The 21,662-nt window shown below is 66.9% G+C and carries 22 protein-coding genes; 18 read left to right on the top strand and 4 right to left on the bottom strand.

The window, feature by feature from the left end:
- Positions 1–151: 151 nt before the first annotated feature.
- The 5 genes from petA to QAA18_RS01405 all read left to right on the top strand — a co-directional run bounded on the left by petA (position 152) and on the right by QAA18_RS01405 (position 4,006).
- Positions 152–766 (top strand): ubiquinol-cytochrome c reductase iron-sulfur subunit, encoded by a 615-nt coding sequence (gene petA, locus QAA18_RS01385; RefSeq protein WP_279410441.1) that lies wholly within the window; start codon positions 152–154, stop codon positions 764–766.
- A 3-nt stretch (positions 767–769) separates the two neighbouring features.
- Positions 770–2,041 (top strand): cytochrome bc complex cytochrome b subunit, encoded by a 1,272-nt coding sequence (locus tag QAA18_RS01390; RefSeq protein ID WP_279410442.1) that lies wholly within the window; start codon positions 770–772, stop codon positions 2,039–2,041.
- Positions 2,034–2,774 carry a cytochrome c1 gene (locus QAA18_RS01395; RefSeq protein ID WP_279410443.1) on the top strand — a complete coding sequence of 247 codons (741 nt, stop codon included), beginning with the start codon at positions 2,034–2,036 and terminating at the stop codon, positions 2,772–2,774. The genes QAA18_RS01390 and QAA18_RS01395 overlap by 8 nt, the downstream gene beginning before the upstream one ends.
- Before the next feature lie 133 nt (positions 2,775–2,907).
- Positions 2,908–3,543: a glutathione S-transferase N-terminal domain-containing protein gene (locus QAA18_RS01400; RefSeq protein WP_279410444.1), complete on the top strand. Its 636-nt coding sequence runs from the start codon at positions 2,908–2,910 to the stop codon at positions 3,541–3,543.
- 7 nt (positions 3,544–3,550) lie between these two features.
- Positions 3,551–4,006, top strand: coding sequence for a ClpXP protease specificity-enhancing factor (locus QAA18_RS01405; protein ID WP_279410445.1), 456 nt, complete (start codon positions 3,551–3,553; stop codon positions 4,004–4,006).
- A gap of 57 nt (positions 4,007–4,063) precedes the next feature.
- Here QAA18_RS01405 and QAA18_RS01410 read toward each other — a convergent pair whose 3' ends face one another.
- Genes QAA18_RS01410 through QAA18_RS01420 form a run of 3 tightly spaced genes read right to left on the bottom strand, consistent with a single transcriptional unit; the run spans position 4,064 to position 5,510 of the window.
- Positions 4,064–4,372 (bottom strand): DUF3301 domain-containing protein, encoded by a 309-nt coding sequence (locus QAA18_RS01410; protein WP_279410447.1) that lies wholly within the window; start codon positions 4,370–4,372, stop codon positions 4,064–4,066.
- The gene (gene nadC / locus QAA18_RS01415) at positions 4,357–5,235 is read right to left on the bottom strand and encodes a carboxylating nicotinate-nucleotide diphosphorylase (protein WP_279410448.1); all 879 of its coding nucleotides are present in this window, start codon (positions 5,233–5,235) and stop codon (positions 4,357–4,359) included. Before nadC ends, QAA18_RS01410 begins: the two co-directional genes overlap by 16 nt.
- Positions 5,236–5,240: 5 nt before the next feature.
- The gene (locus QAA18_RS01420; protein WP_279410450.1) at positions 5,241–5,510 is read right to left on the bottom strand and encodes a Trm112 family protein; all 270 of its coding nucleotides are present in this window, start codon (positions 5,508–5,510) and stop codon (positions 5,241–5,243) included.
- 65 nt (positions 5,511–5,575) lie between these two features.
- On the opposite strand from QAA18_RS01420, the gene purE reads away from it, so the two are divergent.
- Entirely contained in the window at positions 5,576–6,079 is a 504-nt protein-coding gene (gene purE, locus QAA18_RS01425; RefSeq protein WP_279410451.1) for a 5-(carboxyamino)imidazole ribonucleotide mutase, read from the top strand.
- A 10-nt stretch (positions 6,080–6,089) separates the two neighbouring features.
- Entirely contained in the window at positions 6,090–7,244 is a 1,155-nt protein-coding gene (locus tag QAA18_RS01430; protein ID WP_279410453.1) for a 5-(carboxyamino)imidazole ribonucleotide synthase, read from the top strand.
- Positions 7,245–7,342: 98 nt separating this feature from the next.
- On the opposite strand, the gene QAA18_RS01435 is transcribed toward QAA18_RS01430, so the two are convergent.
- The gene (locus tag QAA18_RS01435) at positions 7,343–7,921 is read right to left on the bottom strand and encodes a Fe-Mn family superoxide dismutase (RefSeq protein WP_279410454.1); all 579 of its coding nucleotides are present in this window, start codon (positions 7,919–7,921) and stop codon (positions 7,343–7,345) included.
- A gap of 106 nt (positions 7,922–8,027) precedes the next feature.
- Between QAA18_RS01435 and grxD the strand changes: the two genes are divergently transcribed.
- From grxD to QAA18_RS01490, 11 genes are all read left to right on the top strand, one after another.
- The gene (gene grxD, locus QAA18_RS01440) at positions 8,028–8,363 is read left to right on the top strand and encodes a Grx4 family monothiol glutaredoxin (RefSeq protein ID WP_279410456.1); all 336 of its coding nucleotides are present in this window, start codon (positions 8,028–8,030) and stop codon (positions 8,361–8,363) included.
- Positions 8,360–9,118 carry an SDR family NAD(P)-dependent oxidoreductase gene (locus QAA18_RS01445; RefSeq protein ID WP_279410458.1) on the top strand — a complete coding sequence of 253 codons (759 nt, stop codon included), beginning with the start codon at positions 8,360–8,362 and terminating at the stop codon, positions 9,116–9,118. Before grxD ends, QAA18_RS01445 begins: the two co-directional genes overlap by 4 nt.
- A complete protein-coding gene (locus QAA18_RS01450) occupies positions 9,115–9,711 on the top strand; it encodes a YhgN family NAAT transporter (protein WP_279410461.1) in 597 nt (198 codons plus the stop codon). Before QAA18_RS01445 ends, QAA18_RS01450 begins: the two co-directional genes overlap by 4 nt.
- A 217-nt stretch (positions 9,712–9,928) precedes the next feature.
- Positions 9,929–13,129, top strand: a complete 3,201-nt coding sequence (locus tag QAA18_RS01455; RefSeq protein ID WP_279410462.1) for a TonB-dependent receptor — start codon at positions 9,929–9,931, stop codon at positions 13,127–13,129.
- 85 nt (positions 13,130–13,214) lie between these two features.
- The gene (ppnN, locus tag QAA18_RS01460; RefSeq protein WP_279410463.1) at positions 13,215–14,624 is read left to right on the top strand and encodes a nucleotide 5'-monophosphate nucleosidase PpnN; all 1,410 of its coding nucleotides are present in this window, start codon (positions 13,215–13,217) and stop codon (positions 14,622–14,624) included.
- A gap of 157 nt (positions 14,625–14,781) precedes the next feature.
- The gene (locus QAA18_RS01465) at positions 14,782–15,378 is read left to right on the top strand and encodes a GspH/FimT family pseudopilin (protein ID WP_279410464.1); all 597 of its coding nucleotides are present in this window, start codon (positions 14,782–14,784) and stop codon (positions 15,376–15,378) included.
- A gap of 11 nt (positions 15,379–15,389) precedes the next feature.
- Entirely contained in the window at positions 15,390–15,869 is a 480-nt protein-coding gene (gene pilV, locus QAA18_RS01470; protein WP_279410466.1) for a type IV pilus modification protein PilV, read from the top strand.
- The gene (locus QAA18_RS01475) at positions 15,866–16,951 is read left to right on the top strand and encodes a prepilin-type N-terminal cleavage/methylation domain-containing protein (protein WP_279410468.1); all 1,086 of its coding nucleotides are present in this window, start codon (positions 15,866–15,868) and stop codon (positions 16,949–16,951) included. Before pilV ends, QAA18_RS01475 begins: the two co-directional genes overlap by 4 nt.
- Positions 16,948–17,517, top strand: a complete 570-nt coding sequence (locus QAA18_RS01480; protein WP_279410470.1) for a pilus assembly protein — start codon at positions 16,948–16,950, stop codon at positions 17,515–17,517. The genes QAA18_RS01475 and QAA18_RS01480 overlap by 4 nt, the downstream gene beginning before the upstream one ends.
- 16 nt (positions 17,518–17,533) lie before the next feature.
- Complete coding sequence (locus QAA18_RS01485; RefSeq protein WP_279410471.1) at positions 17,534–21,208, top strand: PilC/PilY family type IV pilus protein; 3,675 nt, start codon at positions 17,534–17,536, stop codon at positions 21,206–21,208.
- 2 nt (positions 21,209–21,210) lie between these two features.
- On the top strand, positions 21,211–21,627 hold the full coding sequence (locus QAA18_RS01490) for a type IV pilin protein (protein ID WP_279410473.1): 417 nt from the start codon (positions 21,211–21,213) through the stop codon (positions 21,625–21,627).
- The last annotated feature ends 35 nt before the right edge of the window (positions 21,628–21,662 follow it).

The raw sequence follows: 21,662 nt of genomic DNA on the forward strand, positions 1-21,662 counted from the left end.
CGGCAAGTCATTGTTTCCAGCGGTTTTATGCGCGGAACATTGTCGGCCCGATTCACGTTCCGTTACACTTTCATCTTTGCGGCTGGCCGCACCGTGCAACGGTGGCGGAGCGGGACGGCCGATCTGTCATCGAGTCTTTGCGGAGTGCCTGATGGGCAATGAAGGCGAGCGTCCTGAGAACCTGGGCCGGCGCCGGTTCCTGACCGCGACCACGGCCGTGGTCGGAGCGGTGGGGGCCGGGTTCGTGGCGGTACCGTTCATCAAATCCTGGAATCCGAGCGAACGCGCCAAGCTGGCCGGTGCGCCGGTGGTGCAGGACATCAGCGCGCTGGCCGAGGGCCAGCAGCTGGTGCTGAAGTGGCGTGGCCAGCCGGTCTACGTCGCCCGCCGTTCCAAGGCGATGCTGGACCTCCTGCCGACCATGGACAGCCTGCTGGCGGACCCGGCGTCGGACAACACCGGGCAGCAGCCCGAGTACGCCAGGAACGAATGGCGCTCGATCAAGCCGGAAATCCTGGTGCTGGTCGCCGTGTGCACCCACCTGGGCTGCGCACCCGAGTTCATTCCGGAGCTGAAGCCGCAGCCGTTCGACGCGAACTGGAAGGGCGGCTACTTCTGCCCCTGCCACAAGTCGCGCTACGACCTGGCCGGTCGCGTGTATTCGAGCCAGCCGGCCCCGGCGAACCTGCCGGTGCCGCCGTACCACTTCGCCGACGACAACACGCTGGTCATCGGCGTGGATCCTTCTGCCGGGGGAGCTGCGTAAGCCATGGCCAACTTCATCACCCGTACCTCCGACGCCGTCATGGATTGGGTCAATGCGCGCGCGCCCGGCATGATGCCGATGTACCGCAAGCACATGACCGAGTACTACGCGCCGAAGAACTTCAACTTCTGGTACTACTTCGGCTCGCTCGCGCTGCTGGTCCTGGTCAACCAGATCGTGACCGGCATCTTCCTGACGATGCACTTCAAGCCCAGCGCGGCCGAAGCGTTCTCGTCGGTCGAATACATCATGCGCGACGTGGAGTGGGGCTGGCTGATCCGCTACATGCACAGCACCGGCGCGTCGCTGTTCTTCATCGTGGTCTACCTGCACATGTTCCGCGGGTTGCTGTACGGCTCGTACCAGAAGCCGCGCGAGCTGGTGTGGTTGCTGGGCATGACGATCTACCTGGTGCTGATGGCCGAGGCCTTCATGGGCTACGTGCTGCCGTGGGGCCAGATGTCGTTCTGGGGCGCCAAGGTGATCATCAACCTGTTCGGCGCGATCCCGGTCATCGGTACCGGGCTGACCGAATGGATCATGGGCGACTTCATCCCGGGTGACGCCACCCTCAACCGCTTCTTCGCGCTGCACGTGATCGCGCTGCCGCTGGTGCTGCTGCTGCTGGTCGTGCTGCACCTGGGCGCGCTGCACGAGGTGGGGTCCAACAACCCCGACGGCGTCGAGATCAAGAAGGGCCCGAAGGGCAACCGCTGGTCGACGACCGCGCCGGCCGACGGCATCCCGTTCCACCCGTACTACACGGTGAAGGACATGGTCGGCGTCGGCTTCTTCCTGATGCTGGCGGCCTTCATCATCTTCTTCGCGCCGACGTTCGGCGGCTGGTTCCTCGAGCACGACAACTTCACCGAGGCCAACCCGCTGGTGACGCCGGAGCACATCAAGCCGGTGTGGTACTTCACTCCGTACTACGCGATGCTGCGCGTCGTGCCGTCCTTCCTGGGCAGCCAGATCTGGGGCGTGCTGGTGATGTTCGGCGCCATCGTGCTGCTGTTCCTGGTGCCGTGGCTCGACAAGTCCAGGGCCAAGTCCTACCGCTACCGCGGCTGGCTCTCGTGGACCATGCTGGGCGTGTTCGTGGTGTCGTTCCTGTGGCTGATGAAGATCGGCGCCGGTCCGGGCACGGACCCGGTGGAAACGATCATCGGCCGCATCCTGACCTTCCTCTACTACGCCTTCTTCATCACCATGCCGGTGTGGACTGCCATCGACAGGACCAAGCCGGTGCCGGATCGGGTGACGACGCATGACTAAGTTCCTTGCCACGATTTTCGCCGCTGCCCTCTCGCTGGGCATTGCCGGCGCCGCCGTCGCGTCGGAAACCGGCGGACTGCACCCGGCCGGCACGGACCTGGACGACCAGGCCTCGCTGCAGCGCGGCGCCAAGCTGTACATGAACTACTGCGCGGGCTGCCACTCGCTCAAGTACCTGCGCTACTCGCGCATCGCCTCCGACCTGGGGCTCACCGAGGAGCAGGTGCAGGCCAACCTGAACTTCACCGGCGCCGCCGCCGGCGAGCAGGTGCAGGTGGCGATGAGGCACGACGACGGCACCGCCTTCTTCGGCAAGATGCCGCCGGACCTGAGCGTGATCGCGCGCGTGCGCGGCAGCGACTGGATCTTCAATTACCTGAAGTCGTTCTATCTCGACGAGACCCGCCCGGTGGGCTGGAACAACACCGTGTTCCCGAACGCCTCCATGCCGAACCCCTTGTGGGAGATGCAGGGCTTGCAGCACGCAGAGTTCGGTGCAGCGGACGCCAGCGGCGAGCGCCCGATCGAGAAGCTGGTCCTCGCGCAGCCGGGCACGCAGACGCCCGAGCAGTTCGACCAGACCGTGCGCGACATCACCGCTTTCCTCGAGTACGCCGGCGAGCCAGCCGTGCTCAAGCGCCACTCCCTCGGCGTCTGGGTCGTGCTGTTCCTGGCGTTCCTCACGTTCCTCGCCTGGTTGCTCAAGAAGGAATACTGGCGCGACGTGAAATAGTGCGAATCCCTCGCAAGAGCCCGCACATCCATGTGCGGACTTTCAAAAGGGGCGAGGAGACCGTGGCGACCGCCCGCACGGGGTGGGCGGCGCCAGTGCGGCCGGCGGTACCGGTCGTCGGAGATTGCCAATGATGGCGACGAGTTTGCGCATGCGTAACGCACTGACCCTGTTTTCCTCCGTCGACGATGTCTTGTGCCACCGCGTGCGCCTCGTCCTGGCCGCGAAGGGCGTCACCTACGACTTCATCCCGGTCGACCCGCAGAACCCGCCGGAAGACCTGATCGACCTCAACCCCTACCATTCGGTGCCGACCCTGGTCGAGCGCGAACTGGTGCTGTACGCGGCCAGCGTGGTCAGCGAGTACCTCGACGAGCGCTATCCGCATCCTCCGCTGATGCCGGTCGATCCGCTTTCCCGCGCGCGCCTGCGCCTGGCGATGCTGCGGATCGAGCACGACTGGGTGCCGCAGGTGCAGGCGATCCAGCTCGGCAACAAGCAGCAGGCCGAAGCCGGCCGCAAGCGCCTGAAGGAACTGCTGACTGCGTCGGTGCCGCTGTTCAAGGCCAGCAAGTTCTTCCTCAACCCGGAAATGAGCCTGGCCGACTGCGCCATGGCGCCGATCATCTGGCGCCTGGATGCGCTCGACGTGGGCCTGCCCAAGGACGGCAAGGCGATCGAGGACTACGGCAACCGCATCTTCCGCAACCCCGGTTTCGCCCGCAGCCTGACGCCGCAGGAACGCAACCTGCGCGCGCTGCCGGAATGAGGCAGGGATGGCAGAGGCCGGTGTGCAGATGACCAGCCACCGCCCGTACCTGTTGCGGGCGCTGTACGAATGGATTTCGGACAACGGGATGACGCCGCACCTGCTGGTCGACGCCACGCGGCCGGGCGTGCGCGTGCCTGCGCACACGATCAATGACGGCAAGGTGGTGCTCAACATCGCCGGGCGGGCGGTCGCGCACCTGTCGATGGACAACGACGCCGTCGCCTTCACCGCGCGCTTTGCCGGCGTCAGCCACGCGGTGATCGTGCCGGTGTCGGCGGTGCTGGCGATCTACGCGCGCGAGAACGGGCAAGGCATGGCGCTGCCCGACGACAATGTTGCGTCGGAGCCGGAAAACGAGACCGATACCGGAGCGGCCGGCGACCAGACCCGGCCCGACGATGGCGGCGACGAGCCGCCTCCCGCGCCAAAGCGCGGCCCCCACCTTCGTATCGTGAAGTAGGAGCGGCGGAAGCCGCGAAAAGCCCGGTCGCGAGCCCGGTCGCGGCTTCCGCCGCTCTTACCGTGCCTGCATCGGCCCGACGAAACCCACCAGTCGATCGCCTCGCAGCACCAGCTTGCCCACGTGCCTGTCGTCGCCCGCTTCGGAGTACTCGAAGCGGAAGCTGCGCTCGAAACCCAGGCGACCATCCTCGCCGCGGCGCAGGCGCAGGCCGCTGGCGTGCACGGTCTGGTCCAGCAACTGCACGCCGGCCGCATGGCAGGCCTGGCGGCCGAGCTCCTCGGCCCGCTCCGCGGCGGCGCGGGCCGAGCTCCACCACGCCCAGCCCACGGTCATCACGATCATCAGGATCAGCAGGCCTGGCATGGCGGTGGTCCGAGCTTCATGGAGAGGTCGATGGCGCGCACGTGCTTGGTCAGCGCGCCGATGGAGATGCAGTCGACGCCGTCTTCAGCGATCGCGCGCAGGGTGGAGAGGTCCACGCCCCCGGAAGCCTCCAGCGGGATGCGGCCCTGGTACGGTGCGCCATGCGCGATGCGCACCGCCTCGCGCCGGGTCGCCGCGTCGAAATCGTCGACCAGGATCCGGTCGCAACCTGCGTCCAGGGCCTCGCGCAACTGGTCCAGGCTCTCCACCTCGACCACCAGCGGCAGGCCCGGATGCAGCCTGCGTGCCGAAGCGATCGCCGCCGCGATCGAGCCGGCGGCACGCACGTGGTTCTCCTTCAGCATCACCGTGTCGTACAGCCCCATGCGGTGGTTGTCGCCACCGCCTATCCGCACGGCGTACTTCTGCGCGACGCGCAGCCCGGGAATGGTCTTGCGCGTGTCGAGGATGCGCGCGCGCGTGCCGCGCACGGCGTCGACGTGCGCCGCGGTCGTCGTGGCCGTGCCGCTGAGCGTCTGCATGAAATTGAGCGCGGTGCGCTCGGCGGTCACCAGCGCGCGGCTGCGCCCGGCGAGCGTGGCCAGCACGGTGCCGGCCTCGACCCGGTCGCCTTCGGCCACGCGCCATTCGATGCGCACCCCGGTGTCCAGCGCGCGGTGGCAGGCATCGAACCACGGCCGCCCGCAGACAACCGCCGCTTCCTTGCACAGCAGGTAGGCGATGTCGTCGGTGTCGGGCAGCAGCGAGGCGGTGACGTCGCCGCCGCCGATGTCCTCGGCCAGGGCACGGGCGACGTCGGCCTCGACCTGGACAGCGGGCGGGGCCGGGATGCGCATGGCCATGCCGGTCACTGCTTCGGGAAATCGGCGACCTGCGCGGTGGCGATCGCCTCGTCGGCCAGCAGTACCGGAATGCCGTCGTCGACCCGGTAGACCAGCTTGTGGTCGCGGGTGACCAGGGCTTCGCGCAACGGCGTGGCCTGCGCGGCATCGTCCATGCGGCGCACGCCGCCGGTCTCGATCGCGCGGTTGAGGGCGTCCAGGCCCGGCCTGGCGAGCACGGCCAGCGGCTGGCGGGTGGCGGGGCAGGCGAGGATGTCGAGGAGCTTGCGGTCCATGGCGGATGCCCGTGTGGGGTTGGACGGCTAGAATACCGTTTTGCAGGCCAGCCACCGGAGCCGCCATGGGTGCCACAGGGCAAACCCCGCTCGTTGGAATCGTCATGGGCTCGCGCTCGGACTGGGAGACGATGCAGCACGCCGCCGCACGGCTGGAACAGCTGGGCGTCGCCCACGAAGTCCGGGTGGTGTCGGCGCATCGCACGCCGGACGTGCTGTTCGAATACGCGGCCGCCGCAGCTTCGCGCGGCCTGCGCGCGATCATCGCCGGTGCCGGTGGAGCGGCGCACCTGCCGGGCATGCTCGCGGCCAAGACCAGCGTGCCCGTGCTTGGCGTTCCCGTGCAGAGCAAGGCGCTCAATGGCATGGATTCGCTGCTGTCGATCGTGCAGATGCCGGCGGGGATTCCGGTGGCCACCTTCGCCATCGGCAATGCGGGCGCGGCCAACGCGGCACTGTTCGCAGCCGCGATGCTGGCCCCGGGCGATGCCGCCATCGCTTCGGCCCTGGCCGCGTTCCGCGAGCGCCAGACCGCCGAGGTGATCGCCGCGGACGATCCGCGCAAGTGACCTGCCGCCAGTGACCACCGTCGGCATCCTCGGTGGCGGGCAGCTGGCCCGCATGATCGCGCTTTCCGGCGCGCCGCTGGGCCTGCGCTTCCTGGTGATGGACAGCGCCGCCGATGCCTGCGCCGCGCAGTTCGCGCCGATGGTGCTGGGCGACTACCGCGACCAGGGCGCGCTGCAGGAGTTCGCGTCGCGCATCGACGTGGCCACCTTCGACTTCGAGAACGTTCCGGCCGAAGCCGCGCGCTGGCTGGCCGGGCGCGTGCCGGTGTTCCCGAACCCGGGCGCATTGGCGACCGCGCAGGACCGGCTCGCGGAAAAGACGCTGTTCCGCGAACACGGCATCCCCGTGCCCGAATTCGCGCCGATCGCCAGCCGCGCCGACCTGGATGCCGCAGTGGAACGCATCGGCGCGCCGTGCGTGCTGAAGACGCGGCGGTTGGGGTATGACGGGAAGGGGCAGTTTCGCATACGGGACTCGGAAAGCAGTGTCGAAGTGGCTTGGAAGTCGCTCGGGGGGCAGGCCGAAACGGTCGGGTTGATTCTCGAAGCGTTCGTGCCGTTCGAGCGGGAGCTATCCGTCGTCGCGGTGCGTGGGCGCGACGGGGAATTCCGCGCCTGGCCGGTGACCGAGAACTGGCACGTCGACGGCGTGCTCTCGGCGAGCCTGGCACCGGCACGCGTCGATGAAGGCCTGGCGGCGACCGCGGTCGGGTACGCACGCAAGCTCGCCGAGGCGATGGACTACGTCGGCGTCTTCGCGCTGGAACTGTTCTGCAAGGACGGCCGGCTGCTGGCCAACGAACTCGCCCCGCGGGTGCACAACTCGGGGCACTGGACCATCGAAGGCAGCGAGACCAGCCAGTTCGAGAACCACCTGCGGGCCGTGCTCGGCCTGCCGCTGGGCTCGACCCGCATGGTCGGCCAGGCCTGCATGCTCAACTGGATCGGGGCGATGCCCGATGCCGCGGCGGTGCTGGCCGAAGCCGGCGGGCACTGGCACGACTACGGCAAGGCGCCGCGCGAAGGCCGCAAGGTCGGGCACGCCACGTTGCGCGCCGACACGCCGCAGGAACTTGCAGCCGCGTTGAGTCGCGTCGGTGAGGCGCTGGGGCGCGATGGGCAGGTGGCGCCTGTTGTAGCCGCCCTTGGAGGAGCAGGGAAATAGGGAGTGAGGGGAATGAAGGGAATGGAGGGAACCAAGCGCATCACGCCTCTTGAACCCCACCATTCCCTATTCCCTATTCCCCATTCCCGCTCCTCGCCTCAGCGCATGTTCTGCGCGACGAAATCCCAATTGACCAGGTTCCAGAACGACTCGACGTACTTCGGCCGCGCGTTGCGGTAGTCGATGTAGTAGGCGTGTTCCCACACGTCGCAGGTCAGCAGGGCGGTGTCCTCGCTGGCCATCGGGTTGACGGCGTTGGGGGTGCTGGCCAGGGCCAGCGAGCCGTCCTGGCGCTGCACCAGCCAGGCCCAGCCGGAGCCGAAGGTCTTCACCGCCAGGTCGCTGAACTTTTCCTTGAAGGTGGCGAAGTCGCCGAACGCCTTGTTGATGGCCTCGGCCACCTTGCCGGTCGGCTCGCCGCCGCCGTTGGGCGACAGGCAGTTCCAGTAGAACGTGTGGTTCCAGACCTGCGCGGCGTTGTTGTACATGCCGCCCTGCGCCTTGCGGATGATGTCCTCCAGCGGCATCGACTCGAATTCCGTGCCGGCGATCATCTTGTTGAGGTTGTCGACGTAGGCCTTGTGGTGCTTGCCGTAGTGGAAGTCGATGGTCTCGCCGGAAATGTGCGGCTCCAGGGCCGTACGGTCGTAGGGCAGGGGGGGCAGTTCGATGGTCATGTCTGGCTCCTGGAAGGGGGACGGGGGCTTACAATATGGGGATTCTACCCCCCAGCCCCGTTCCGGTCCGTGAGCCGGTGGCGGGCGCGTCGCAGGAGAGAGAGCCATGCAGGTTTCCGAGCGCATCCAGGCCGAGATCGAGGGCCATCCCGTCGTGCTTTTCATGAAGGGCACGCCGCAGTTCCCGATGTGCGGGTTTTCCAGCCGCACCGTGCAGGCGATGAAGGCCGCGGGCGCCACCAGCTTCCACACCGTCAACGTGCTGGAGGAACCGGAGATTCGCGCCAACCTGCCGCGCTACTCCAACTGGCCGACCTTCCCGCAGCTGTTCATCAACGGCGAACTGATCGGCGGTTGCGACATCACCCTGGAACTGTACGAGTCCGGCGAGCTGGCGCAGATGCTGGCGGACGCGCAGTCGGCCGAAGCGCGCAAGGCGTGAGCGAGGCGGTGCTCGCCGGCCGCGTGGTGCTGGTCGCAGGCGCGCACGGCGGCCTGGGCAGCGCCGCTTCCCTGGCCTGTGCACGCGCCGGCGCCAGCGTGGTGTTGCTGGGCCGGCGCATGCCGAAGTTGAACCGGCTGTACGACAGCATCGCCGCCGAGGGCGTCGAACCGCTGCTGTATCCGCTCGATTTGGAAGGCGCTTCGCCCGACGACTATGCGGAAATGGCGGCGCGCATCGAAGCAGGGCCCGGCCGCCTCGACGGCGTGCTGCATTGCGCGGCCGAGTTCCGCGGCCTGACGCCGCTGGTGCATACCGATCCGGCCGACTTCGCGCGCGCGCTGCACGTGGGCCTGACGGCCAAGTGGTGGCTGACCCAGGCCTGCCTGCCGCTGCTGTCGGCGGCCGAGCAGCCGGCGGTGGTGTTCGCGCTCGACGACCTGGCGCTCACCGGCAAGGCGTTCTGGGGCGGCTACGGCATTGCGCAGCACGGGCTGGCGGCGCTGGTCGCCATGCTCCAGGCCGAACTGGGCGAGGGCGGGGTGCGCATCAGCGGCTTCCAGCCCGGCCCGATGCGTACCGGCCTGCGCGGTCGCGCCTACGTCGCCGACAGCGACACCGATGCCCGCGACCCGTCGGTGTATGCCCAGGCCTGCGTGGACCTGCTTTCCCCTGCCGGTGCCCACTACCGCGGCAGGATCCTCGCGGCCGATCCCGGCTCCCGGCTCCCGGCTCCCGGCTCCCGACCCCAGTGACCATCGCCTCCGCCGCCATCCTCCTGTTCCTGATCCTGGACCCGCTCGGGAACATTCCGGTATTCCTGAGCCTGCTGCGCGGCATGCCCGCGCACCGGCAGCGGGTGGTGCTGGTGCGCGAGATGCTCATCGCGCTGGGCGTGCTGATGGCATTCCTGTGGGGCGGCAAGTACGCCCTGGAAATGATGCACCTGCGCCAGGAATCGGTGTCGATCGCCGGCGGCATCGTGCTGTTCCTGATCGGCATCCGCATGATCTTTCCGCCGCCCGAGGGGCTGATGGGCGAACTGCCCGGCGGCGAGCCCTTCATCGTGCCCATGGCCATCCCGCTGGTCGCCGGACCGTCCGGCATGGCCGCGGTGATGCTGATGGGCAGCCAGGAGCCGGACCGCATGGGCGCCTGGAGCCTGGCCCTGCTCATCGCCTGGGCGGCGACCGCCGCGATCCTGTTTTCGGCCACCTACCTGTACAGGTGGCTGGGCGCGCGGGTGCTAACCGCGATCGAGCGGCTGATGGGCATGGTGATCGTCGCGATTTCGGTGCAGATGTTCCTGGACGGGCTCTCGGCCTACCTGCAATTGGCCGGTTCCTGAGGGCGGAAAACGTTTCCACGGGAAGCGGATCCGGAGCCGTCTTTTTCCTGTACTCGATGCCCGCTAGCGTGTTAAACTGGCGTTAACCCCAGCGGGACCGCCGGGGTTGGGGAAAATGACCCTGGAAGCCGCCACCGCAGCCACTCGCGGATGTCGGCCAGCGCCGATATCCGCCCAATAGCTATCCATCTTCCTAGCCTTCCTTGAGGTGTTCGAAATGACCCATCGCAATCGTGCACGGCTGTCCAAGCTGTCGCTCGCCCTGATCGTCGCGCTTGCCGCGTCGCCCGCATTCGCGCAGAGCACCTCGGCCGGTGTCGGTGGCCAGGTCGTCGGTGCCGACGGCGCGCCGGTGGCGGGCGCCGAAGTCGTGATCACGCACACGGAATCGGGCACGGTCAGCCGTGCGGTCACCGACGAGAGCGGCCGTTACAACGCGCGCGGCCTGCGCGTGGGCGGTCCGTACACGATCACGGTCACCAAGGCCGGCACCGGCACCGACACCGAAGAGAACGTCTACCTGTCGCTGAACCAGGTCGCGCAGATCAACGCGCAGCTCGGCGAAGCCGACGCGACCACCTTCGCCAGCGTCACCGTGACCGGTTCGGCGCTGTCCGACGTGTTCTCCAGCGCCAACAAGGGCGTGGGCACCTCGGTCGACGGCCGCAAGATGGAAATCATGCCGCAGAGCAACCGCTCGGTGGACGACGTCGCCCGCCTCGATCCGCGCATCACCGTGATCGACCAGGCCAGCGGCGCGATCTCGGTGGCCGGCATCAACAACCGCTTCAACGACATCTCCGTCGACGGCATGTCCCAGGGCGATCCCTTCGGCCTGAACTCCAACGGCATGCCGTACACGGGCAGCCCGATCTCGGTCGACGCCATCGCCGCGTACGACATCAAGGTCTCCGACTTCGACGTGTCCTCCGACACCGTCGGCGCCACCGTCAACGCCGTCACCAAGTCGGGCACCAACGAGTTCCACGGCTCGCTGTACTACGTGCTGAAGGACAGCGACTGGGTCGGCAAGCGCGACGGCGAGGAATACGGCCTGTTCGGCCAGGACGAGACCAAGGGCTTCAGCGTCGGCGGCCCGATCGTCAAGGACAAGCTGTTCTTCTACGCCCTGTACGAAGAGCAGGAAGTCTCCGACTTCGGCGGCGCCACGCCGGCCGACGGCGTGGCCAGCGGCGTCATCTCGCTCGACGAGGTGAACGAGGCGATCCGCATCGCCAACCAGATGGGCATGCAGGAGAACGAGTACGGCGCGCTGGATTCGGTGCTGACCAACAAGCGTTACCTCGGCAAGATCGACTGGAACATCAGCGACAACCATCGCGCCAGCCTGACCTACCAGCAGACCGAGGAAGCGCGCCCGCAGCCGTACGACCTGCGTTCGGATTCGGTGATCCTGACCAACCACTGGTACTTCACCGACAACGTCACCAAGAACACCAGCGTGCAGCTGTTCAGCGACTGGACCACCAACTTCTCCACCGAGGTGAAGGTCAGCAAGCAGACCTTCGACCAGGTCAACGGTGCGTTCGTCAAGAACACCGAGGTCCAGGTGCGCGTGCCGGGCGGCTCGATCTTCATCGGCGAGGACGACAACCGCCACGAGAACCAGATCAACACCGACCGCATCACGGCGACGGTCTCGGGCACGTACTACGCCGGCGACCACACCATCAAGGGCGGCTTCGACTACCTGCGCCACGATGTGTTCAACCTCTACGGCAAGACGCTGCACGGCGAGTACATCTTCGACAGCCTGGCGGACTTCGAGGCGGGCAACTACGACCGCTACGTGATCCGTCGCCCGGCCGCCGGATACACCGAGGCCGACACCGCCGCGGCGCTGGTGTACGAGCAGGTCAGCCCGTTCCTGCAGGACACCTGGCAGGTCAACGACAACCTGTCCGTGGTCTACGGCGTGCGCGTCAACATCCCGAAGGCCAAGGACGCGCCTGAGGTCGCCCCGGGCTACGAGGAGGCCTTCGGCTTCACCAACGCATACAAGCTGGGCTCCAGCAACAAGCTGGTCCTGCCGCGCGTTGCGTTCAACTACACCTTCGACACCGAGCGCTACTCGCAGTTGCGCGGCGGCATCGGCTCGTTCCAGAGCGTCCCGCCGTTCGTCTGGCTGGCCAACCCCTACCAGAACAACGGCGTGACCGCGGTGCGCTACCAGGTCACCGATCCGTCGCTGGCGCCGTTCAGCCCGGATCCGTACAACCAGCCGCTGCCTGCCGGCGTCACCCCGGGCAACCTGGTCTGCGGCGAAGCCGGCGTCACCTGCCAGGTCGATGCCCTCGACCCCGACTTCAAGCTGCCGTCGGTGTGGAAGATCAGCCTTGGCTACGACGCCGAGCTGCCGTGGATGGGCCTGATCGGTACCGTCGAGCTGCAGTCGATCAAGTCGCGCGACGCGGTGTTCTACCAGGCCAACAACCTGGGCGAGGTGCAGGGCCAGCTGGCCGATGGCCGCGATTACTACTACTGCACCCTGGGTTCGCTCTCCACCGGCAACAAGAACTGCGATCGCCACCCGGCCTTCGCCTTCAACTCGACGTTGCTGGGCAACACGGACAAGGGCGCGTCGAACTCCCTGACCGTGGCGCTGGACAAGCCGATGTCCAACGGCTGGTACGCCAACCTGAGCTACACCTACACCGACGCCGACGAAGTGGCCTCGGACGGCAGCTCGCAGGCGTTCTCCAGCTACCAGTTCGTGTCGCGCGTCAATCCGAACCAGGAAATCGCCACCAACGCCGGCCGCCTGATCCGCAACTCGGTCAAGCTGTCGCTGGGTTGGGAGCATGCGTTCTTCGGCGACTACAAGACCAGCGTGACCGCGTTCTACAACGGTCATGACGGCCTGCCGTACACCTGGACCTACAACGGCGACCCGAACGGCGACGGCATCTTCCAGGATCCGGCGTACATCCCGATGGTCAACGACCCGATCGTCAGCTACGGTTCGGCCACGCAGGCGCAGATCGACGCGTTCCACGCGTTCATCGAGAGCGACAAGTACCTGCGCCTGCGCCGTGGCCAGATCGCCGAGCGCAACCAGGGCTTCTACCCCTGGGTGAACCAGCTCGACGTCGGCATCCAGCAGGAACTGCCGGGCTTCTTCAACGACAACAAGACCATTGTCCGCCTGGACATCTACAACTTCCTCAACCTGCTCAACAAGGACTGGGGCCATACCAAGGGCGATACCTTCTCCGACAACACCCGCCAGCTGGCGCGGTTGGGCGGCATCAACCCGGACGGCACCTACGTCTACGACCTGGGCAGCGTGAACAACCCGAGCTACCAGGACCTGGAGATCTACGATTCCTACTCCGGGTTCCCGTCGCGCCTCGTCTCGCGCTGGTCGGCCATGCTGACCGTGCGTTACGAGTTCTGATCCGGGGTCCAACGCGTCATCGGAACGGCCGGGGAAACCCGGCCGTTCCTGTTTGGGGCCGCCCCGCAGGCCATATACTGGACCCATGGAAGACACCACCACTGCAGCGGCCGCCAGAGCCTCCACCCCCAAGCTCCCCACCGTCGACGCCCGGATCTTCCCGGGCGGCGGCCTGGACGTGCTGTCGCGCGAGGAAGTCGCCCGCCTGCGCGACGCGTCCACCGGCGGCATGCACGAACTGCTGCGCCGCTGCGCGCTGGCCGTGCTGACCACCGGCAGCACCAGCGACGATCCGCGCGCGGCGCGCGAGCTGTATCCCGACTTCGACATCCAGGTGCACCAGCTCGACCGCGGGCTGCGCCTGGACCTGTTCAACGCGCCGGCGATCGCGTTCGTCGACGGCCGCATCATCCAGGGCGTCGCGGAATTGCTGGCCGCGGTCGTGCGCGACCTCGTTTACACCGCAATCGACCTCGGGTCCGGGCACTCGGGTGAACCGGAATCGTCGGCGGAGATCAGCGACGCCGTGTTCCGGCTGCTGCGCAATGCGCACGTGCTGCACCCGGGGGGCGATCCCAACCTGGTGGTGTGCTGGGGCGGCCACTCGATCAACCGCGACGAGTACATGTACACCAAGGAGGTCGGCTACCAGCTGGGATTGCGCGGCCTGGACATCTGCACCGGTTGCGGCCCGGGCGCCATGAAGGGCCCGATGAAGGGGGCGACCATCGCCCATGCCAAGCAGCGCCGGACCGACACCCGCTACATCGGCATCACCGAGCCGGGCATCATCGCCGCCGAGTCGCCGAACCCGATCGTCAACCACCTGGTGATCATGCCGGACATCGAGAAGCGCCTCGAGTCGTTCGTGCGCCTGGGCCACGGCATCATCGTGTTCGCCGGTGGCGTCGGCACCGCCGAGGAAATCCTGTACCTGCTCGGCATCCTGCTGCGCGAGGAGAATTCGCACATCCCGTTCCCGCTGGTGCTGACCGGACCGACGGCGGCCGCGCCGTACTTCGAGCAGATCGACCAGTTCCTGCGCCTGACCCTGGGCGACGCGGCGACGGTGCGTTACCGCATCATCATCGACGACCCGGCCGAGGTTGCGCGCGAGATGGCACGGGGCATCGACCGCGTGCGCAAGTTCCGGATCGAGCAGAAGGACTCGTTCTTCTTCAACTGGTCGCTGGACGTGCCGCTGGGCTTCCAGCAGCCGTTCGTGCCCAGCCACGAGGCGATGGCCGCGCTCGACCTGCACCGCAACCGCCCCCCGCACGAACTGGCCGCCGACCTGCGCCGCGCTTTCTCCGGCATCGTCGCCGGCAACGTCAAGGAAGACGGCATGCGCCGGGTCGAGGAGTTCGGCCCGTACCAGATCCACGGCGACAAGGACCTGATGCAGGCCCTGGACGGGTTGCTGCGCGCCTTCGTCGAGCAGCGGCGCATGAAGATCGCGGGCGAGTACAAGCCCTGCTACCAGATCGTCGCCTGACCCCCGGACCGGTGGGAGCGGCGGAAGCCGCGATGTGACGCTCCGCACGTTCCGGTCGCGCCCGTCCCCCGGATAGCGCCGTTCGTCCGCCAGCCCCTTGCCCGGGCGCCACATCCGGCCGAGAGTAGCCGCGGGGACTTCCCGGGAAGGGGAGCGCATGCGCAAGGCAGTGCCAGGCTTCACGATGATCGAGCTGATGGTCACCCTGGCGGTGGCCGCCATCGTGGTGACGATGGCGGTTCCCAGCTTCCAGTCGATGATCAACGGCAACCGCCTCACCAGCGCGGCCAACGAGATGATCGGCAGCCTGCAGCTGGCCCGGTCCGAGGCCATCCGCCGCAACGGGCGCGCCGGCGTGTGCATGAGCACGAACACCAACAGCGGCGAGGACGCGACCTGCGCCACCGCCAACGTCGACGGCTGGATCACCTTCGTCGACGCCAACGACGACGGCGACTTCGACAAGGCGGGGGACACGCTGTTGCGGGTGTTCCGGCTGGATCCACCTGTCGTGCACGGCCTCAGCGCGGGGATCGGCGCGAACACCGTGATCTTCCGTCCCGATGGCCTGGCCCGCGACGAGGACGGTGGCGGCGGTCCGGGCACCGGGCTGCTCGACGCCACGATCCGCTTCTGCATCCCGACCAACCAGCCGCGCGAGAACGCCCGCGACGTGGAAATCGCGTCCGGCAGCCGCATCGCGTCGATCCGCGCCAACGAAGCCGGCCTTTGCCCGGCGCCCGACGATCCGTGAGCCAGCCATCCATGAACAAGCACCCGCACACCCAGCGCGGCGTCGGCCTCATCGAGGTGATGGTCGCCGTGGCCATCCTCGCCTTCGGCATGCTCGGCATCGCCGCGCTGCAGGCCACCGCGCTGCGCAGCAGCCAGAGTTCGCTGGAGCGCAGCGAGGCGGTCATGCACATCTACGCGATCCTCGACGCCATGCGGGCCAATCGCGACGTGGCGATGATCGGCGGTTACAACATGGGCAACATCACTGCCAACTACGTCGTAACGGCGTGGGCCTGCGGTCGCCCCGACGCGGGCGACCTCGCCGCCAACGACCGCCGCCTGTGGATGGGCACGACCGCGGAGCCGGGCTCGCTCAAGGCCACACTCGGCGGAGACGCATGCGCGGCCATCCGCTGCAGCGACACCGAATGCATCGTCGCCCTGCGCTGGGACGACTCGCGCGCCGGCGGCGACGACGAGCAGGAACTGATGACGAGGACGCGCCTGTGAGCCGCAGGATCCCGAATGCGGGCCGCGCCAGGGGCGTCAGCCTGATCGAACTGATGGTGGCGCTGGTGCTGGGACTGATCGTCACCGGCAGCGCGCTGACGCTGGTGATGACCCATCGCCAGACCTTCGCCGCGACCGAGGACATGGGCCGGGTGCAGGAAGGCGTGCGCCTGGCGTTCGAGTTGCTCAACCGGGAACTGCGCGGCGCGGGTGGCAATCCGTGCGACGCCAGCCTCCCCGTGTCGTCCGGGCTGAACAATCCCGAGGCGAATTGGTGGACAGACTGGGCCGACAACGTCAACGGCGTGGGTACCACCACCGCGCCCCCGTTGCGGGGATACGGCGGCGCTACCGCTTTCCCGGATGCCGCTTTCGGCGCGGCACTTGGCGACCGGGTCGCCGGAACCGACGCGATCGAGGTCAAGGCCGCCGTTCCCGCGTCGGCCGACGTGGCCCTGCTGACCGATGCCCTGGTCGATCCATGGGAGGACGACATCGAGGTCAATTCCACTGACGGTGTCGCAGTGGGTGACCTGATGATGATCTGCAACTTCAACAACGTGACTATCTTCCGTGTCACCGCGTTCGACGCCGGCGCCAGCATCGAGCACTCCGAAGGCGCCGACCCGGACGACAACGCCGACGACGTGCTGTTCCGGGCCGACACCGCGGTCGATGCGAACTACGACGCAGGTTCGGTCATCGCCAAGGTCCATGCGGCGCGCTGGTACATCGGCAACGCCGACCTCGACGGAGACGGGGTCGTGGATGGCCGCTCGCTGTACCGCGCGACGATGACCAACACCGGCGGCAACCTGGCCGTGGCGGTCGACGAGATCGCGCAGGGCGTCACCGACATGCAGATCGGTTATCTCGTCCGCGGCGCGCTCGCCTACGTGGGCGACGAGCCCGCCGAGGATCCGGTCAACGGTGTCGGGATCGATTTCGACCTGCTCCAGAATCCGATCGTCGGCGTGCGGCTGACCCTGGTGTTCTCCGGCGACGACCGCATCGGCCCCAACGGCGAGCGCCTCGAGCGCCGCATGACCCATACCATCGCAATACGTGGAGACGCGGAATGAAGCCCGCTCGAATTCCCGGCCGTCACCGGCAGCATGGCGTCGTGCTGGCGGTGGTGCTGATCCTCTTGCTGGTCATGACCCTGCTGGCCGTCGCAAGCCTCAGCGGCACCGTGCTCGAGGAGCGCATGGGCACAGCCCAGGTAGACCGCAACCTGTCGCTGCAGGCGGCCGAGGCGACGTGGCGCGAAGCCGAGGCGCGGGTGCGCACCCTGATCGACTCGGCCATTCCGGCCGTTGGTGACGACTGCAAGGAGGGCATCTGCCCGATACCCCAGCCGGGCGAAGCGGACGAACAGCAGCGCTGGCTCAACGACGGGTTCTGGGACGACGATTCCGGCTTCTGGGCCGAGTTCCAGACCGACCTCGACGACGTGACCGCGCAACCGCGCTACATCATCGAGCTCGTCGACGAAGCCGTGGCCGACCGCCAGACCTGCACCACCGGCGGCGACGTGTCGCTGGAAGCCAATTGCACCCAGACCAGCCAGCGATTCCGGATCACCGTGCGTTCGGCACAGGAAGGTCGTGCCGTGGTCATGCTGCAATCCATCTACGCAAAGCCCTGATTCGAGGAGCCTGGAAATGGCCAACAGGAAGATGAAGCGACACTCGCGTCACCCGGCATGGGCCAAGCATGCCCTGGTCGTCGCCTGTGCCTGCCTGTCCACGCTCCTGGGCGCTCCGGTGTCGGCAGCGACCAGCGACGTAGCGTTCCCCGCCGTCCCCTTGCAGTCGGGTACCCCTTATCCGGCGCCCAACATCATGTTCATCCTCGACGACTCCGGGTCGATGACCTACGCGGCGATGCCGAAGGACATCAGCTCGTTCAGCGGCCTGGACGACGACATCTGGGACAAGTCCTACGTCCACAACACGCTGTACTACAACCCGTACACGGAGTACCAGCCCTGGAAGAAGGCGGACAACAGTCGTTATACCGGCGGCACCGACTACTCCAATGCCTACTCCGATTCGGACCTGGTCGGCGGCAGCACCACCAACCTGGGATCCTCGACCCAGACATTCTTCGTGCCGAAGGCCAATGCGACGGACCTGGACGACGAGGACCAGTACGACAAGTACCAGATAAGATACGAGGACGGCAGCTTGCGCGTGGTCATGACGGGCGCGGAAGTCCGCGAGTCCTGGGACAACCGCGACATCGACGACCGGGAGTGGTGGTACGGAAGCATCGAGGTGCCTGCGGGGGCGACATCCCTGATCGTCCAGATGAGCGGTACCGACGAGGACAGCTGCGGTCGGCGATGCACCCGTCCCAACGGCGATGCCGACCTCTACCTGAGGAACGGGAGCAAGCCGACGACGTCGAGCTACGACCATGCCGATACCGATAGCGGCAACAACGACACCATCACCGTCGACAATCCTGCATCCGGCACCTGGTGGATCGGCGTCTACAACTCGAACAGGGATTACACGGCGGACAACATCGACATCGACGCCGTTGCGACCGACCGGCAGTTCAAGACGCCGACCGGCCGCAGCGAAGCGGACGAAATGACCAACTTCGCCACTTGGTACTCCTACCACCGTACCCGCATGAAGGTCGCCAAGTTCGCGGCCAGCGAAGCCTTCAGCCAGCTCGGAGACAATTACCGGGTCGGTTACGACTCGATCTGGAACCGCAAGCAGGGCGTCAGCAGCAACGACTCCTCGGCGCCCACCTCGGGCCCCGCGTATCCGATCCCGACGGGCGTCGACGAAGGCCTGTTCAAGGGAGCGAACCGAACCAAGTGGTTCGAGTTCCTGCACAAGGCCGAGGGCAACAACGGCACGCCGCTGCATGACGCCCTCTGGCGCGCGGGCGAATACTACGAATCCTCCGCGCCCTGGAAGTCGGGTACGGCCGCTGCAGACATCAGTTGCCGCCTGAGCTTCTCCATCCTGACGACGGACGGCTACTGGAACTCCCGCAGCCAAACCGACTGGCGCGGCAACTATGACTCCAGCAAATACGGTGCCAACGCCGACGGTTCCGACGGTTCACGCATCGATCGTCCCGCCGGCGCCGTCGGCGGTTCCTATACCTACAAGGCCAAGCGCCCGTACAAGGACGACCGCGCCGGTACGCTGGGCGACGTCGCCATGCACTTCTGGAAGCGCGACCTGCGCTCCACCCTCGACAACAACGTGCCGACGTCCTCGGCCGACGAAGCGTTCTGGCAGCACATGGTGACCTTCGGCGTGGCGATCGGCCTCGCGGGCGAGCTCGATCCGGAAGACGACCTTGTCGACCTCACCAGTGGCGCCAAGGAGTGGCCGGATCCGCGGCTCAGCGAGATGAGTGGCAGTGCGTCCTATGCCTCGCGCATCGACGATCTGTACCACGCTACCGTGAACTCGCGTGGCGCCTTCGTTTCCGCGAGCGATCCGGCCAGGTTCGTCAACGGCCTGCTCAGCGCACTGACGACCATTTCCGAGCGTCCGGGCTCCGCCTCGAACGTGACCGCCAACAGCACCTCGTTCACGAGCGATACCCGCGTCTACCAGGCGAGCTATACCTCGGGGACATGGACCGGCGAACTGACCGCTTACGTCGCCACCAGCGCCGGTATCCAGGGCGCACCGGCATGGAAGGCGTCGCAGGGCATTCCCACCGACTACACCAAGCGCAAGATCTGGACCTGGGACAAGGGCGGCGGCGAGGGTGCGGCGTTCCCGACCGCAGCACAGAAGACGGCACTCGATGTTTCCAGCCGTTCCGGTTCGGCAGCGACTGCCGACGAGAACGCGGCCTACATCAAGGGCGACAGGAGCAACGAACCGTCGAAGGATGGCAAGCTCCGGGCGCGCTCCAGCCTGCTGGGCGACATCGTGAACTCGTCGCCAATCTACGTGACCGACAGCGGCGCCCTGTTCGTCGGCGCCAACGACGGCATGCTGCACGCTTTCGATGGCAGCACCGGCAAGGAACTGTTCGCGTATGTGCCGGGCGGCATCAACCTCACCAACCTGGCTTCGTTGAGCGATCCACAGTACGGACAGACCGTTACCCACAAGTACTTCGTCGACGGACCGATCACGGTGTCCGCCAAGTCCCAGACCCCGGGCAAGAATTACCTCGTGGGCGCCCTCGGCCGCGGTGGCCGGGGCGTGTTCGCGCTGGACGTCACTACGCCTTCGAGCTTCGACGAGGACGACGTGCTCTGGGAATCCAGCTCCGATTCCGACATGGGCATGGTGTTGGGCGACCCGCTGGTGGTCACCCTCAATGACGCCGACCGGACCAAGGCGGTCGTGGTCAGCAACGGCGTCAATAGCCCCGACGGCAGCGCCACGCTCTTCGTCCTGAAGCTTTCCGATGGCAGCGTGATCAAGGAGATCGAGGCCGGCACGGGCGGCGGCAACGGCCTGTTCGCTCCGCGCGGCTGGGACGACAATGGCGACGGCGCCGTCGACTACATCTATGCCGGCGACCTGCAGGGCAACCTGTGGAAGTTCGACCTTTCGGCCGACAAGTCGTCCGACTGGGAGGTGGCCAATTCCGGCGATCCGATGTACAAGGCGCGGGATGCGGACGGCAATGTGCAGCCGATCACCGCCGGCCTGGCGCTTGCCCGCAATCCCGACAACAGCGACCTGTGGGTGTTCTTCGGCACTGGCCGTTTCATGTCGGTCGACGACCTGACCAGCACCAGCGTACAGACGCTGTACGGCATCAAGGACGGTGGGAGTGCAGTGAAGGGCCGGACTTCCGACACCGAGTTCGGCGACCTGGTCAAGCGCGAGATCGTTGCGGTCAGCGACGACAAGCGCGTACGTGCCTTCGACGAGTGGAAGCGCACCCTGGAAGACGGAAAGAAGGGCTGGTTCCTCGACCTGGACGATCCCTACAAGGGTGAGCGGGTCGTGAGCGGCCTGCGCGTCCTGGGCACCACCCTGATCGCGTCCAGCATCGTGCCGGGCACGGGTTCGTCCGCGTGCGACGCCGGTGGCACGGGCTACATCAACGCGCTGGATGCGTTCACCGGCACCAGTCCGTCCCAGGCGTTCTTCGACGTAAACAAGGATGGCGTGGTCAACGACGCGGACAAGATCAAGACGACGATCGACGGCAAGGAAGTGTACCTGCCGGCCGGTTCGCTCGACCTGGGCATCGGCATGCCGACCCGTGCGACCATCATCGACAAGCTGCTGGTAGTCGGTGGCTCCGGTGGCGGCCTTGGCACGGTCACCATCGATCCACCGACGTTGGGCGCTCGCCGCGTCTCCTGGCGCGAAATCCTGAGGGATTGACGATGAATCGCAAGATGCATGCACGATCGATGGGCGGCAGCAGGGGTTTCTCGCTGCTGGAACTGATGATCGCGGTGACGGTGCTCGGCATCGTCACCGCCGCCGCGGTGGCCACGTACGGCAATTCGATGATCAAGACCCGGCGTGGCACCGCCGAGGCCTGCCTGATGGAGGCGGCGCAGTTCATGGAGCGAAACTACACGCTCAACATGACCTACGACGTGGACTTCCCGGAGCTGGCTTGCGCCGATGAACTCGACGGCTTCTACGAGTTCGATTTCATCGGCGTTCCCGACGCCACGACCTACGTGGTGGCCGCCACGCCGGAAGGCGACCAGGCCAAGGACACCCAGTGCGGGACGCTCTCGATCGACCAGGCCGGGGCGAAGAACGCCAACAACATCGATGCCTGCTGGTAATCCGAAATCCGCAAACGGTTCCAGCGTTTTTGTCG

Source organism: Luteimonas sp. 8-5, assembly GCF_029763755.1.
Lineage (GTDB): Bacteria > Pseudomonadota > Gammaproteobacteria > Xanthomonadales > Xanthomonadaceae > Cognatiluteimonas.